General features: G+C 54.2%; 12 protein-coding genes, 1 tRNA gene, 2 pseudogenes and 1 other annotated feature. Of the genes and pseudogenes, 3 read left to right on the top strand and 12 right to left on the bottom strand.

Translation table 11 applies throughout. From position 1 onward, the window contains the following. The first annotated feature begins 110 nt into the window (after window positions 1-110). Window positions 111-2,252, top strand: coding sequence for a methylmalonyl-CoA mutase (gene scpA, locus QRN85_RS02650; protein WP_284757135.1), 2,142 nt, complete (start codon window positions 111-113; stop codon window positions 2,250-2,252). 21 nt (window positions 2,253-2,273) lie between these two features. Here scpA and QRN85_RS02645 read toward each other — a convergent pair whose 3' ends face one another. Genes QRN85_RS02645 through QRN85_RS02635 form a run of 3 tightly spaced genes read right to left on the bottom strand, consistent with a single transcriptional unit; the run spans window position 2,274 to window position 6,017 of the window. Then, on the bottom strand, window positions 2,274-3,320 hold the full coding sequence (locus tag QRN85_RS02645; protein ID WP_112962246.1) for a glutathione synthase: 1,047 nt from the start codon (window positions 3,318-3,320) through the stop codon (window positions 2,274-2,276). A 10-nt stretch (window positions 3,321-3,330) separates the two neighbouring features. Further along, window positions 3,331-5,202: a flavohemoglobin expression-modulating QEGLA motif protein gene (locus QRN85_RS02640; protein WP_284757134.1), complete on the bottom strand. Its 1,872-nt coding sequence runs from the start codon at window positions 5,200-5,202 to the stop codon at window positions 3,331-3,333. Continuing rightward, a complete protein-coding gene (locus tag QRN85_RS02635; RefSeq protein WP_284757133.1) occupies window positions 5,199-6,017 on the bottom strand; it encodes an N-formylglutamate amidohydrolase in 819 nt (272 codons plus the stop codon). Before QRN85_RS02635 ends, QRN85_RS02640 begins: the two co-directional genes overlap by 4 nt. A gap of 226 nt (window positions 6,018-6,243) precedes the next feature. Between QRN85_RS02635 and QRN85_RS02630 the strand changes: the two genes are divergently transcribed. After that, window positions 6,244-6,333 (top strand) — tRNA-Ser (locus QRN85_RS02630). Window positions 6,334-6,868: 535 nt separating this feature from the next. Beyond that, window positions 6,869-7,953, top strand: a pseudogene (locus QRN85_RS02625) (IS3 family transposase); the annotation flags it as partial. Further along, window positions 6,988-7,102: a sequence feature (AL1L pseudoknot), on the top strand. It overlaps the preceding pseudogene by 115 nt. Window positions 7,954-7,994: 41 nt before the next feature. Here QRN85_RS02625 and QRN85_RS02620 read toward each other — a convergent pair. The 9 genes and pseudogenes from QRN85_RS02620 to tssI form a co-directional block, all read right to left on the bottom strand. Further along, window positions 7,995-8,213: pseudogene (locus tag QRN85_RS02620) on the bottom strand (IS3 family transposase); the annotation flags it as partial. Window positions 8,214-8,296: 83 nt separating this feature from the next. Then, on the bottom strand, window positions 8,297-8,602 hold the full coding sequence (locus QRN85_RS02615; RefSeq protein WP_284757132.1) for a PAAR domain-containing protein: 306 nt from the start codon (window positions 8,600-8,602) through the stop codon (window positions 8,297-8,299). A 79-nt stretch (window positions 8,603-8,681) separates the two neighbouring features. Beyond that, window positions 8,682-9,344 (bottom strand): GAD-like domain-containing protein, encoded by a 663-nt coding sequence (locus QRN85_RS02610; RefSeq protein WP_284757131.1) that lies wholly within the window; start codon window positions 9,342-9,344, stop codon window positions 8,682-8,684. Window positions 9,345-9,376: 32 nt separating this feature from the next. Beyond that, complete coding sequence (locus tag QRN85_RS02605; RefSeq protein ID WP_284757130.1) at window positions 9,377-10,231, bottom strand: polymorphic toxin type 15 domain-containing protein; 855 nt, start codon at window positions 10,229-10,231, stop codon at window positions 9,377-9,379. A gap of 180 nt (window positions 10,232-10,411) precedes the next feature. Next, window positions 10,412-10,885 carry a hypothetical protein gene (locus QRN85_RS02600; RefSeq protein ID WP_284757129.1) on the bottom strand — a complete coding sequence of 158 codons (474 nt, stop codon included), beginning with the start codon at window positions 10,883-10,885 and terminating at the stop codon, window positions 10,412-10,414. Window positions 10,886-10,909: 24 nt separating this feature from the next. After that, window positions 10,910-11,287 carry a hypothetical protein gene (locus QRN85_RS02595; protein WP_284757128.1) on the bottom strand — a complete coding sequence of 126 codons (378 nt, stop codon included), beginning with the start codon at window positions 11,285-11,287 and terminating at the stop codon, window positions 10,910-10,912. A 10-nt stretch (window positions 11,288-11,297) separates the two neighbouring features. After that, the gene (locus QRN85_RS02590) at window positions 11,298-11,912 is read right to left on the bottom strand and encodes a hypothetical protein (RefSeq protein ID WP_284757127.1); all 615 of its coding nucleotides are present in this window, start codon (window positions 11,910-11,912) and stop codon (window positions 11,298-11,300) included. Beyond that, window positions 11,909-12,862, bottom strand: coding sequence for a DUF4123 domain-containing protein (locus QRN85_RS02585; RefSeq protein ID WP_284757126.1), 954 nt, complete (start codon window positions 12,860-12,862; stop codon window positions 11,909-11,911). The genes QRN85_RS02590 and QRN85_RS02585 overlap by 4 nt, the downstream gene beginning before the upstream one ends. Before the next feature lie 2 nt (window positions 12,863-12,864). Beyond that, window positions 12,865-15,318, bottom strand: coding sequence for a type VI secretion system tip protein TssI/VgrG (gene tssI / locus QRN85_RS02580; protein WP_284757125.1), 2,454 nt, complete (start codon window positions 15,316-15,318; stop codon window positions 12,865-12,867). Window positions 15,319-15,400: the final 82 nt, after the last annotated feature.

Genomic DNA, 15,400 nt, shown 5'->3' with positions numbered 1-15,400 from the left:
GCACACATGCTCCGTATCTTTCAAATTCCGGTCGCAGCCAGATGCGTCCAAATCAGGAGGTAAAGCGTTACCGTGGTTAACATGGCAATGCTGATCAAAAGGAGACTTGGATGTCAGGCAAGAAAACGGTGAATGACTGGCGCGAGCTCGCTGAGAAAGAATTGAAACGATCCCCTGATAGCCTGGTCTGGCAAACGCCGGAAGGGATCGCGGTCAAACCGCTTTATACCGCCGAAGATCTCCACGGCATTTCGCATCTCGAGAGCTTGCCCGGCTTCCAGCCCTTCGTGCGCGGCCCCCGCGCCACCATGTATGCCGGTCGTCCGTGGACTATCCGCCAATATGCAGGCTTTTCGACAGCAGAAGAATCCAATGCTTTTTACAAACGCAATCTCGCTGCGGGTCAAAAGGGCCTGTCCGTGGCGTTCGACCTTGCCACCCATCGCGGATACGACAGCGATCATGAACGCGTCGTTGGCGATGTCGGAAAGGCCGGAGTGGCCATCGACAGCGTCGAGGACATGAAGGTTCTGTTCGATGGCATACCGCTCAAAGACATGTCCGTTTCGATGACAATGAACGGGGCGGTCATTCCCATTCTCGCGAGCTTCATTGTTGCGGGCGAAGAGCAGGGCTGCACGAAGGCAGAACTCTCAGGCACCATTCAGAACGACATCCTGAAAGAGTTCATGGTGCGGAACACCTATATCTATCCGCCGGAACCGTCGATGCGTATCATTGCCGATATCATCGAATATACCGCAAAGGAAATGCCTCGCTTCAACTCGATTTCCATTTCCGGCTACCACATGCAGGAAGCCGGTGCGACGCTCGTCCAGGAGCTCGCTTTCACGTTGGCCGATGGTCGCGAATACGTTCGTGCGGCCTTGAAGAAGGGCTTGAATGTCGATGATTTTGCCGGGCGGCTGTCTTTCTTCTTCGCGATCGGCATGAATTTCTTCATGGAAGCGGCCAAGCTGCGGGCGGCACGGCTGCTGTGGTCTCGCATCATGGAAGAATTCGAGCCTAAAAAAGCCTCGTCCCTCATGTTGCGAACGCATTGCCAGACATCCGGCGTTTCTCTGCAGGAACAAGACCCCTACAACAACGTCATTCGCACCGCTTACGAGGCATTGTCCGCAGCGCTCGGTGGCACGCAGTCCCTGCACACCAATGCGCTCGACGAAGCCATGGCGCTACCCACCGATTTTTCCGCCCGTATTGCGCGGAACACGCAGCTCATCCTTCAGCATGAGACAGGTGTGACCAAGGTTGTCGACCCGCTGGCGGGTTCCTACTATGTCGAAAGCCTTACCAACGAGCTGGCGGAGAAAGCCTGGGAGTTGATCGAAGAGGTCGATAAACTGGGTGGCATGACAAAAGCTGTTGCCGATGGGCTGCCCAAAAGGCTCATCGAGGAAGCTGCAACCCGCCGTCAGGCTGCTGTTGACCGTGGCGAGGAAATCATCGTGGGCGTAAACAAATTCCGCCTGGAAAACGAAGACCCCATCGATATCCTCGATATCGACAATAGTGCCGTCCGAGCTGGTCAGATCAGGCGGCTTGAAACGGTCCGGCGCCAACGGGACCCGGCCAAGGTCGAGGAAAGACTTGCCGAACTGGCTCAGGTCGCGCAATCCGGCACTGGCAACCTTCTGGCAACAGCGGTGGAAGCAGCAAGGGCGCGAGCGACAGTCGGAGAGATATCGGATGCGCTGCGGAAAGTCTTCGGCGACCATGAGGCCATGCCTGAGGTCGTACACGATGTCTACGGCGCAGCCTATGAGGACGATCCGGAATACGCGACATTGTGCACACGGCTGGGAGAGCTTTCTTCGGCCCTGGGTGGCCAGCCCAAGATGCTGGTCGCCAAGCTGGGTCAGGATGGGCATGACCGTGGAGCCAAGATCATTGCTTCGGCATTTGGCGATATTGGTTTCGATGTCGTTGCCGGACCTCTGTTCCAGACCCCCGAGGAGGCGGCGGAACTGGCCGTCAAAAACAAGGTTCATGTGGTCGGCATGTCATCGCTGGCCGCGGGCCACAAGACGCTCGCACCTCAACTCGTTTCTGCGCTGAAACATAAGGGAGCGGACGACATCATTGTCATCGTCGGCGGCGTCGTGCCCCGTCAGGACTACCAGTTCCTGTTGGATAGCGGCGTTGCCGCCGTCTTCGGCCCCGGAACCAATGTGCTTGAAGCCGCCCGCGCAGTGACCGATTTGATGCAGGGGCGGCTCAGAAACACATGAAGGTTTGATGGTTGGCGACCTTTATAGGGTCGCCAACAAACGGTTGTTCAACATGCCGGAAGAAGCCGCCTGCATGGTGACTTTTTTCTCGATTGCTTCAATGACCGTATCGGTAAAGTCCACTTTCGTCAGGTCGCGGATATGCGAAAGGCCACCCGGCGAGAATACATTGACTTCAAGTATCTTGTCACCAACGATGTCCAGACCGACGAGGAACATGCCGTCCTCGACAAGTTTTGGCCGCATCATCTCTGCCAGCGCGATGACATCGTCGGTTACGTCAACGGCTTCCGCCGTGCCACTGGCGTGAATATTCGACCTCAAGTCACCTTTCGCTGGCACACGACGAAGCGCGGCGTATTTGCCATCGCGCATCAATGGCTCGCCGTTCATCATGAAGAACCGAATATCGCCATCCTTGGCCGCAGGCAGGTACGCCTGCGCAATCAGATAACCCTCTACGCTCACAGCCTCGAAAATCTGGTTGAGATTGGTTTCCTTGCTTGAGCCGATCTTGAAGACATTCTTGCCTCCCGAACCCTGCAGCGGCTTGACGATGACGCCCTTGGGATGCGCATCAGCAAAAGCGCGGATTTCATCGACATTGCGAGAGATGAGCGTTGTCGGCCGAACGATTTCTGGAAAACTTTGGAAATAGAGCTTGTTCTGTGCAAGGGCCAAGCCTTCGGGATCGTTCAGGACCACGACACCGCGCTGTTCTGCAAGCCGCCCGAACAATATGCCGGAATTCACCGCCCATGGCCGTGCCGTCTGGTCGAGCGACGGGTCGTTTCGCAACATCAGAGCATCGATGTCTTCGATATTGATTGTCTCTCTATCGAGTTTCTTTTCCTGCAGGACAGCGTGAAAATTTTCGATCTTTTTGTATTTTTGACGTGGCAGGACAAGGCCATGCACCACAAGGCTATCGTCGGGCCTTAAGGTGAAATCGCTCGGTGTCAAATAGACCACCTCATGTCCGCGGTTAAGCGCAGCCATCGCCAACAGTCCGGTCGCAAAGGTTGGCTGCTCGCCCTCAATTGAATTGACGAAAAATGCGAGACGCATGTGTCCTCCCTTACAATGTTGCCATTTCGGCTATGGGTAATCCTGATCGTATTTTTTCAAGCCGCTTCTGGGCGCTTGCTGGCGCCAAAAAACCTGGGCTGATGCTCGGGGGACGAAGTAGTCCCCTTAAGGTAAGCTCCTGCATTACCGGAAAATGCGCGGCAGAAATCTTTCCCATCCAGAAAGGCTCAAGCGCGCCACCGTTGCGCAGATGTTGGATGATTTCGTTCAGTCCTCTCAGATAGATCGCATCTTTCGATAGACCGCCACCGCGGAAAATCCGCAGTACCGAGTTAAAAGCACCGGCCTTATCAAACCCTAACCTGTCAGTCATGATGCGGAAGGTATCTACGAAACTTGCGCCATCAAGCATGGCGGCGCAACCGACGACGCGTCCCGCAACCAGCCTCAACCGTTCACGCGTCATGCCGCCGACGAGATGCTCGGCCAGTACGGCAAGCCCTTCCTGCACGCCTTCGTAACCGGAAAGGCCCGAGCGGAAGAGGCGCAGCCCCTGCGCCGAACCATTGAAGTAAGTCAGCAGATGAACACCTATCTCGTGGTGGAGAAGCGCGTCTACACGACGCTCTTCCATAACCGTGTGACGTGAAACGAAAAGCTTGTTCCCGCTGACCATCAGCCCCGGCGGCAAATCATCTCTGATTTCCACTCGAGCATCGAACTCCGCACTCTGCTCATGGTAGGCGGCGACCATATCGCGCGCTCTGTTGGCAACATGGTAACAGTCGGCGGTAGCAACCGCTTCTTGAACGGGCGGCGGACACCTCGCCAGCACGTCCTCGGCAAGTGAGAGCAACTCCGGTTCCACAGCGCCATAAAGTGCGCGGCTGAAATCCTGAAATTTTGGATTATGCAGATTGGCAAGCATCGTGAGTTGAAGATCGATCTCCTGCTGCTTTTCTCGGTAGAGGTGATAGAGCACGGGGTCTTCGAGATGCTCGAATGCGACAGAGTAAAGCTTGCGTTTCTGCTCCTCAACGTCCACCCCAAGAGGACGATAAAGGAAATTCGGTGCGCGCTGGAAATCACTCTCCTGAAATTCCTTGAAGGCGTGGCGCGCATTGATTGGCGTAACGGACAGGAGGAAATCAAATGATGCGGCGATGTCGTCTATAGAGCGGTCAGCGCGCTTCACCGCATCGACAAAGGCTTTACGGCCCAGCGCCCGGTGAGATGAAACCTTGATTGATGTCGCGTCATTGGCAAAGGCAGAGAAAGCCCTGAGCCCGGCATCAAACAGATCTGCAATCATCGTTTCGCGCAAGCCCGGATAATCTGCACCGGATTCCGGCTGGCGATAGATCGGAGCGAAGCGGACACTCAGCCATGGGAAACACAGCGCATTTTTCGGCGCTCCCCATAGCACCTCCCCTTCGCTGGAGGGAGAGGTGATCCTAGGGGTCCTAAACCGTATCTCGGCATCGCAGACAGCTTTAATAAACACGCTTTTCGCATTGAGCGCGGGCCCGTGCGAACTGGAAGAAACCTTCACTTCGTAATGCGGCAAGAAAGGTGAATCGTCCGCGAGAAGGATGTCATGTTCAAGTTCATCCACATCAAGAACGATAAAATCACCGAAGCGTTTTACCATCTCCTGCCCGACTGCATCGATAATCGGTAGCGCTTCTTCGATATCAGCCGCAATCAGGTATGATGCGTGTGCTGCGGCGATGTCACGAGCTGCTAGATTCTTTTCGCCCTTTGTCAGATGAACGCACAAAAATGGCAATGGCCTGTCTATGTGCAGCCGGCCATCGGCACCTACATCCTGCCGGACAGCCTTTCCGGATTCGAGACAAGTCTTGACCATGTCCAGAAGGTCTTGTTCAGCGTCTTGTCTGCTGACTGGCGACAGCTTCATTGCCGCCTCCTCAGGACATCTGTCAGAACCTGTTCCAGTGAGGTGATGGCGTCACGTCTTTGATCTATGACCAGCTGGTCAGGTTCACCTGTCCACTCATCCATGAAAATTTTCTTGAACTCGATGGCCACCGCACATCCGTTTTCCGGGAAACGCTCGTGTACGAAGCGCGTTTGTTCTCCCTTACCCTGAAAGGCTACGTTCTCCCGCACATCCAATGGACGCCCGTTTACCTCAACTTCTCGAAAATGTTCGATGACGACATCGATGATATCGCCCCACCTCTCTCGGTCCATTGAAGACGTGCCGATATTAACGTCCGGAGCCTTATCCTGTGGCGTTGCCGGGCCGTCTGGCCCTGCTCTTCGATGATTATAACTATGGACGTCGAGCACAACGAAGGCGCCATGCCGCTTTTCCATGTTCCGCAGAGTCTGCTCGAGCATCGCATAGTAGTCTTGGTGAAAATTCAGCGATTTGCCCAGAGCTGTATCCGAAGGCTGCTCCCGCCACACATTAAGGCCCCATGCCTGGTCGGGATCCAGGTAGATTGCCTTGTCGCTCTGGCGGTTAAGATCGATTTCAAATCTCGACCTGTGGACTATGATCTGATTGCAAAGTCCGGAAACCATCTCAGCGGTAAATGGATCCTCTTCCCTCAAACGCTCACCATCTGACAGCGCCATAAGACCGGCTACATCACCCCTGACGTCATGCCCGTCGTGAATGGCCGTTCCTATAACCGGCGAATCTCCATATCTGGTGGACCAGAACCGAAGTCCGGAATTGCCAATAGTCTCCGCGTCCGCGCGCATCCTGCCCTCGCATTTTCATCCCAAGGCAAACAACACGACGAGAAAATTGGTTCCGCATTCATTTTTGAGGACACATCGGGCAAGCACCAACAACCCGCCACTTCGCGCCGTCACAAAACTCTTAAAAACTTTCGGTGCAGAAGCAGCAAACAGCATTTAGCCCCTTGCGCACCCGCACATTGCTGGTTAAGAGAACGCCCGCACGAACCTCACAGTTCGTGCCCGCGGAGAGGTGGCAGAGTGGTCGAATGCACCGCACTCGAAATGCGGCATACCTGCAAGGGTATCGTGGGTTCGAATCCCACCCTCTCCGCCAAAAATTTGCGCCATTGATTTCATGCAATTTTCAAAAACTCCGGATTGGGTCCGCACCTTTCTTTGTACCCGGGCTTTCCACTTATTACACACGTCACGGCAACGGCTTCAGATTTCAGCGGCGAATTTCCCAGAACCTCGTTTCAATCCTCGGCATTTAATCCGTCTAAATCTTGGTAGGGTCTCCACTCGACAGGCTGCGACAATCTGCCGGCTCCTAGCCAGCCGCCTCGCCCGGCCATTTGGTCATACCCTCGGACCAGAGGAAAAAACGACGGCCCAAAAACAAGGGAGATATCATCATCGCCAAGCTGCAGGCCGAGGTGCAATATCTCATGAAGACGATGCAGGTGACCGACTTAACCGACTAGGTCATGGAAGAGCAGGACCGCCTTCATGCGATCAAACTCGAAAATCAGGGTCTGAGGCTGAGTGAACCGCACCGGGTTTGCCGGAAGCTCCAAGTTCTGAGAAAGTGGAGCCATCATGAGCAAGACGACAAATTTTCACCTGAAGTCCGTCAACGTGGCATTCGTATGGTGCTGGATCATGAAGCCTAGCAAGGCCTGCCGAGTGATGTCGCCGAGAAGATGAGGGCTCTTGAGCGGGAGAATCGAGAACTTCGCCAGGCCAACGAGATTGTGCACAAAGCTTCAGCCTATTTCGCCATGGTGGAGCTCGCCCCCCTTCAAATAATGATTTCGTTCATCGACGAACACCGTGGTGTGTTCGGGGTCGGGCCGATCTGCAGACTGCTGCCGATCGCCCCGTCAACCTACGACGAGAATGTCTCCAAGCGACTGGACGCGGATCGCCTGTCGATCCTCGCCCGCAGCGATATCAGTCTGAAGATCGAGATACGCGTGTCTTCGAATAGAACTTCAACGTCTATGCGTTCGTAGGTCTGGCGGCGATTGAAGCGGGAGGGCTTTGGCGTCGCCCGCTGCAGTGTCGCCAGGCTTATGAGGTCAATGAGCCAGCAGGGTATCATTAGAGGAAAGCCGATCCGCACGATGTTCTAAGATAAGTCCGACCCGAGCCCGCACTACCCGGTGAACCACCAGTTCAAAGCCCCAGCACCAAACAGGTTATGGGTTTCGGACTTCACCTATGTCGCCATCTGGCAGGGCTTCGTCTACGTGACCACGCGACAGATGCTGCGCATTTGCGCTGATGTCATCGACGTCTTCGCTCGTCGCATCTTCGGCTGGCGGGCGAGTCGGACTGCCCATGCAGGCTTCGTCCTCGATGCCCTTGCCGAGGCACTTCATGATCGACGTCGCGCTGATGACGGCAGCCTCGTGTATCACCCGGACAGAGGTGTGCAATACGTGTCGTTTCGGTATTCCAAGCGATTGTCAGAAGCTGGCATCGAGCCGTCTGTCTGAAGCGCCGGCGACATTTATGACAATTCCGTCGCCGAGACGATCAACGGGCTTTACAAGGCTGAGGTCATTCATCGGCACGGACCATGAAGTACTTTCGAGACAGTAGAATTTGCCACACTGGAATGGGTCGACTGGTTCAACCATCGGCGTCTCTGGAGCCCAGAGGAAACATACCGCCAGCCGAAGCTGAAGAGCGCTTTTACGCTATGCTCTACGAACCAGCCATGGCTGCATACTTAAACAAAATGGCCTCCGGCAAACCCGGCGAGGTTCATATCGTCAGCTTTTCTTCCCGATAGAGGGCGAAGTGTTTCTTGTGGTTCACAAGGTGGCCCTCGCGTCTAAGCAGCACAAGAAGGCGTCCATATCCAAAACGGCGGCGCTCATGCGCCAGCGCCGTCATTCGCTTAAGAAGGTCATGATAATTCCTTGGCCTGGTTTCGTAACGGATCGTCATCCGGCAAAAGCCGATGGCTTTACACGCCCGCCCCTCTCAGCGGTGTAAACATCACCTGCCGGGCGATGGTTCGCTCATCTGGAGCTGGCTGATCGAGCGCGCTTGCCGCTAAAGGACAGTTACTCAAAGGTAAGCCAAGAAACTCCTTGCACCAGTTTTCCTCCATGCGCACAGGAATCGCCCATTCGGGCAACCTTTTTGCCCTCTATGCTGGCCACGGAAGACCCACTTGTTATTTTATCAGAGGTGGTGGGAACGCCAGTGCAGAGTAAGCTATCTCCGACGGTAGCTACCGGCACGCCCTCGACGGTCACGAAGTTCTGCTGCGTCGATGTGACCGGGCCTCCAATATGCGGTTTTGGTCCAGGATCAACCATTGGACACACATGCATCTGACCCTTCAACGTGACCGGGCGAGAAACCATATCGAACTCTCCTAATGCTTAATCCAACAGCGCGCTCTGAGGTTAAGAGCACTGAAAAGACACTTGAAAGATGTTAGCATCATCCTCCGATGGAACGAACCGGCTGGGGAGGATATGCTGCATCATCCATAAGCTGAAATTCATGTGCTTGTGCCAAAATCGCCATGTGCGGAACTGCGTCATATATTGAAAGGCTAGTCAGATCTCGGTTGCCGCCTAGTGCAAGAACAGGCCTGAAGCCGTAAATTTGGTCTACCCCTAGCTTGCCCAATTTTGAACGTGCTCGTTTGAACAATTTTTTCACGTCTGAATCATATTCGTCAAAACTCGGATCATCGAGCATCATCAGTTGGCTAGTTACAGAAAGGTCTGGATCATGGAATTTTCCACTGACAAGGGCTGGACACGAAACCCGGCTTTTCACGAGATCGATAATTACGTCTTGGTACGTCTCATTCCAGGCAATGATTGTCCCAAAAGAGCCAAAACCAAGAGCATATGTTTGGTCGGCACGAATGTCAGGGTCGTTATCGAATACCAGTCTTAAAACACCGCGATATCGGTTCGGATCACAAAACTGGAAATATCCATCTAGAACGACGCCTACTCCGTTGTGTTGCCAGAATTCCAACATCGCGTCTGGGACTTTCCCGCGATAATCTTCGGCATTAATGGCTTCGCCGCCTTGCGGGGCGCCATAATCAGCCACAATCGAGGCTAGTCTGGTCTGATAATCTTTCACGGAACCTCCACATAATAAGAATTGCCGAAATACTATGACATCGGTACGCCGTCGGGGCTACCCTGCCCATTACCGGCGTCGCTCTTTGAACCACCAGACTGATTATTTGAGCTGGGCGTTTTTTCGTCCTCACATATTTTTAGATCTGCGTTGGTTTTTTGACCTTTCTCTTTCGCCTTGTTCGCGTGGTCCTTAAGTTGTTGTAATCGGGTTTTATCAGAACCCTTTGCGGCTTTGGACCATTGCGAGCCTATCGAGCGATTTGCTGACCGCGGACCCATACCACCATTGTCTGGTGAAATTCGCCCAGTACCGCCCGCAGAAAGATCCGGAGTATGGATCACGTCCATCGTCTTAATATCGTTTGCGGCGGCAGTTCTTGCAGCGTCTCTAGTCATTTTGCTGTCTTGCTTTAGTATTTCAGTCGCTCTATTTCTGATCCACGCTTCACGAGCGTTAGCTCGATCTAGTGCGTCCTGCGCACCGCGACCAATTTTCTCGTAATTATCCATATTTTTGATAAGTTGGTCGGGCGGAATATTGTTTATCGCATCACGCTGCTCTTCGAGTTGTCGCTTAAATTCTTTGATCTCATCAGGCGTCGAGCCTTTTGGAGGTTTGAAGCAATCGATCTCACCACAATCTACACAGGGTTTCGCTGCGGCCTGATCGTGGGTGTCAGCCTCAGCTGCCGTGTCTGCATCCTCCATATAACTTGCTAACGCTTCTGCAGCCGCACGCCCCGCGTAACCGCCAACCCTTGACCCTACCGCGCGACCAATCCAAGCCCCAACTGGGCCACCGAATACTCCCCCGATAACGCCACCGAGTGCGCCGCCAGCAAGTTGCCCTCCTGCTTGGCCTATCGTTCCAGCCACGGCGCTCATGTCGCAGCACCCAGATTACTTATGTTAAACGCATCCTGTTTTTTTTCGATGTCAGGATTTTTACATCTGGATTGTCGAGATTTTTGGCGGTCAATTTTTTTGACTGGGTCAAGGGGATAAGAAACATCCATGATCTTGTTTTCCAAATCGGTAAATCTCGAACGAGGCAGGTTCCGGAGTTCAGACAGTACGGTTTAGGGATTGAATTCGCTCTTCTTTTCGCCCGTCAGATTGCTGTTCTATTAGCGCGTCTTCGCAAAGGAACGAGATGTTACCGCCATAGCTGCAACCGATTGAAACTAGCTTCCCAGTGCTCATGCGGCTTTGGTATCGGGCAATCTGAGCATCGACTTCCGCTCGATCACTGATCCTTCCTTCGAACAGGTGCGACCAACCTACTTCGGAATCAGAAATGTACCGATCCGGAACCCTATTGAAATCCCATACGAACACGTTTGAAACGATCGAGCCTTCCCATAGGCCAGACATGTTTAGCATATGCAGGCTGGACGTTTTGATGATCGTGGTCACGCCCTCAGAATTGAGTCTGAACAAAAGAGTTTTTGTCGCACCACTCAATGTAAGGTCAGCTATCACGCTGTCATGGATACCACCTAGCGCCAGTCTCCCCGATGCATCTGTCTCGAAAGCCATTGTAATCTCCTTGGCGACATGACTCTAAGCCTCGTCCATGAACGTCTTTTCAATTGTCCCATTTTCCTTAAACAGGATCATTGCAAAAGGATTTTCGCTTGAATCATCAGGGATCGCGATATCGCCATTCAAGGCGCGACGTAGATCACCAATTGCGAGTCTTGGATCTCGTCCATCGATGGCTTCAATGTCGAACTTGATCGGAAAATCGATATTTCCCGTTTTCCAGAAAACAGCCCATGAATCCGGGACGCCATCATCAAGCATTTCGCCGATAGCCACAGCGTCGCCGTCCCAGATGTTGTCCACGGGGAGTCTCAGCACCTCAGATACTGCTAGCTTTGCGTCAGTAAGATCGATATCTCTCGAAATATAAATATCAACGCCATACGGCTTTGTCATAATTCCACCCTCACACCATTCCACACTTTCGCCAGAGTTCAAGGACTCTATTAATTTCTTCTTGGCTCATCAGGCCTTTTTGTTGAAGGTTGTTCGCAAACTTCATTCCCCCGTCATATCCGACGGAATTTAGTTGCTTTAAGAACTGATGCTCGAACCTGCTGAGGTTTACAAATCCTGATCCCGATTGAGGAAACAATGATTTCCCGTGGGTGCCGTAGGTCCGCCCGTTAACTGTGTACGATCCAGATTGGCGTGGAATGCTTCCACTCTTGATTTCATTTATGTCATTTCTGACATCAGACGCAATTTCTGGGTCCCATACAGTATTGTTCTCTTTCGTTGGATCTTTACCTTTCGTCCGGCATGGGTCGTGGCGTCGGTTCGGAGGCTCACAGTCTGCACATGCTACGGCGGGAGCCTCATCCTTTGTTTTCTTTTCTGCATCTTCGTTTGCGTCCTCCATGTAGCTGGCCAACGCTTCTGCGGCCGCGCGACCGGCCACTCCACCAAGATAGCGACCGACCCATGTTCCAACGGGGCCAAAAACGCTACCAATAGCGCCTCCCAGTATGCTACCACCAATTTTGCCGCCAGTTCCCAGCACGGTCGTCGTCGTGCTCATAGTGCGACACCCGTCACAGTCCCAGAGCGCAACGCATCGGCGGTATATCCTATCAACGCCTTTACCTGATTATCTGGTGTGGCTCCTTTTTCTTGAAGGAAGCTTCTAACCTCTGGTAGCTCTGCAGCCTTGCCGTCCGAAAGCACCATTACAGATGCCCACCGTGCGCGGCCGCGCTCAGTTTTTATGCCGAGGTCATCAGCCGAGGCCTCACTTGCAAGCGTAGCGCCCCAGAAGAAATCGTCGTTCAGGCCGGTAAAATGCGGAGGCGGATTTGACTTTAAAAACCGGGCTATTCTCAGCCGAGAGGAATGAAGCATCGCGGTTTTTAGCTTTTCAATTTGCTCTTGCTCAATGCGAAGCGGACCCGGTGGAGGCGCAGGTAAATCCGGCGGAGCTTTCACCCGCTTAACGCCACCATAGTCCGGCGCATTCAACACGACGCAGTCTGCAGGGCCCAGAAATCGAGCAAGCTGGGGTCGTGTCAAGATTGGGAGTAGAGCGCCGAGGACATTAGGATCCCAGTGACGAAACAGCACACGCTCATACTGTTGTGAACTTGTGCTTTGCGGATAGGCTCCAGTTTGCTCCAGCGGGATCATAACCTCATTGAGGGTGCGCAGATGCCGATAAAGCGTGTCATCGCCACCCGGACAAGACCAATAGACAGCGCACGCATTTTTTGAGTCCAACCAGCCGATGTAGGACCGAACTGGAAGAGCCTCAAGATTGACCAACCATGGTCCTGCCAAGCGGAAATCGGCAGATGCACCTTCAAGAAACAAGGAACGCGCGCCTATGCCTTCTTCCTGAAGCATGCGTGGAAGATTATCAAATGCACCCCCATCCAGTACAGCGGAGACCACTCCCGTCATCGCGTCTGTGGCTTGTCTCGTTAGTTCGGCGGTTTCGTTAGGATTTGGCAGATCGATTGTGGGTGTGTCGGTCATAATCAAATCCTCACAAACGGCGTGGAATTCTTCGACATCGACTTCAAGCAGGAGCCGCTGTCACCTGGGCCGCCTTTTTTAAAGTTAATCTGGTTGCCCTCAATATCAATCTTCAATGCAAATAACTTGATTCCGCTTTTCGTTAGGGAGATATAACCACCTGGCGTCGAAAGTCTGATTTCGTCATCTGCAAAAATCTCCCAGACCTTTGCCTCTCCATGGTATTTCTCCTCGGAGACGAGATTGTAGAGCTTGCCGACATTGACGGTGATCTTCTCGCCGACACGGGTGTATTGGCCTGTTCCGATCTCGACGAACTGCTCTTTGCCGATGGTCAGGTTCTGTTGTTTTCCAACTTGCCGCACTTCGGTCTGCCCGATGTTAGTCACCTTGCTGACGCCGATCTGCTCAGCCTTTGCAACGCCCACTGACGTGGACTGAAACGCACCAATAATGGTGTTCATGATGCCGGGGAGCGGGAAAAGACCGGAAGCGTCGGCACCCACACCCGTACCGGAACCAGCAAGCGCCGTGCCTGCATCGGAACGCGGGCTGGGGCCTGACACCACGCCCTCGCGTGACGACATGCCGCCAGCGCCGAGAAAGCCGAGTGCTGATGACGCAAGCGTGGTTGCGAAGGCAGCAATGCCGGGTCCACCGCCGCCAGCGAATTGGGCGGCTTGACTGAGAAGACCAGCCGTCTGGCCTGATAACGCCTGCACTCCCGCCATGGCCATCATGGCCATCGGCCCTGTGCCACCGACGACGGTGTTCACCGATCCGCCGATCTCATGCTTCTGGTTGCCAGACACTTCAACGGCGCGGTTGCCACCGACGGAGGCCACCTCGTGTCGGTCGACGCGTTTGGTACGGTCGTTCAGAACACGCGTGGTCTGGTCCTTCTGGGCATGGAAGAACTGGTTCTCCTTGCCTGCTTCGTCCTCAAACGTGATTTCGTTGAAGCCATCGCCCTTATGGGTATTGGAGCGCAAAACCATGCGGGTCTTGTTGGCGGGAAGGTCGTAGGGCACCGAATTTTTCGGGTTATTCACGACACCTGTCACCAGCGGTCTGTCTGGATCACCGTCCACAAAGGCGACCATCACCTCCATGCCGATGCGGGGGATGACCTGCGCACCCCATGTCCCGCCACCCCATGCCTGACTAACCCGCACCCAGCACGTATCCGTCCCATCCTTCTTTGCCTTGCGGTCCCACGGGAACCACAGCTTGATGCGACCATATTGATCCGGGTGGATTTCTTCGCCCTCAGGACCTGCAACTATGGCAACCTGCGTGCCTTCGATCTTCGGGCGCTTGGTGGTGCGGTGCGGAGTGAGCGGAACGCGGGCGGGGATGGCCTCGAAGGTGTTGCGGTATTCCGGTTCGTTGCTGTTGGTCTCATAGGAGCGATCCACAATAGTGTGGCTTGCTTTTATGATGACGTGTTCTTCATATTCATGCTCGGGATGGGCCACCTCATATGGGGTGAAGCGACGACCAGCTTCCAAAATGCGAGACGTCGATCCGCCGAAAACGCGGTCGTGATCCGCCTCAATGGATTGGGCTCGCAGCTTTTGGGCGCGCTCTGCCTCTTCCACGGTCTTGATACGGGCGGGGTATTCGTAAAGCTCACGCTTGGTCGCGTCCGGCATCTGCACCAGTGATGGCGTCATATTGCTTGGCACCATGCCAGGTGTCTCGAAATTCCAGTCAGCACCGGCGCGCTGGCCGGGCACATAGGAAAAGCGGCGTGCCCAGTCATTGATGTGGTTGCGATCTGACGAGCCCTGTGCCAGCCGCACCCTACCTTCGCCTTGAGCGGATGGCGAGGGTCCGAGCCAGCCATTGGCGGTATCGGCCACATGCAGCTTGTGAGAACCGTCTTCGTGGGAAAACCAGTAGAACAGTCCGTCCTCTTCGAAACGGCGTAGCAGATAGTTCAAGTCCGTCTCGTTGAACTGGACGCTGTAGTGCTTCGGTGGTGGAACCTTGATGATGCCCGATGTATCCGGCGCCGGAATGCCGTGTTCGGAAAACAGCGTTTCGACGATATCGACCGATGTCTTGTCCATCCAGATGCGGCAATCGGAGCGGCGCGACAAAAGCCACATTTGCGGGCGGATGGTCATAGCATAGGAGCGAAGGCCGCGGGTGATCGGTGGGCCTTCATGCAGGTCTGTCACCAAGCCGTTGAAGGGGCGGCGGATGCCGCTACCCTCTTCGCCATCACCTTGGCTCACCTCGATTGATACATCGACCAGACGTCCGATCAGCTCTTCTGGCTTCACCGCCTCCTTCTTGGCGCGGACGCTCAGCTGTATTTCAAAGAGTTGAGACACGCCTTCATTGATCACCATCCGCTCGGGCAGCAACTGGTCTTCGCCCAAGGGCGACTTTACCTTCAAAACGCGGCTGGCCTGGATGAAATCGGATGACGATGGCTGCTCGGTCATGGTCTATCTTTCGCTACCGCACTGAAATGCAAAGTTGAACGACAGTCACGGATTTCTCCGTCATTGTTTGCATCGAGCTCGC

It is taken from the genome of Agrobacterium sp. fls2-241-TYG-188a, assembly GCF_030209845.1.
This window is presented reverse-complemented; position numbering and strand designations above follow the sequence as displayed.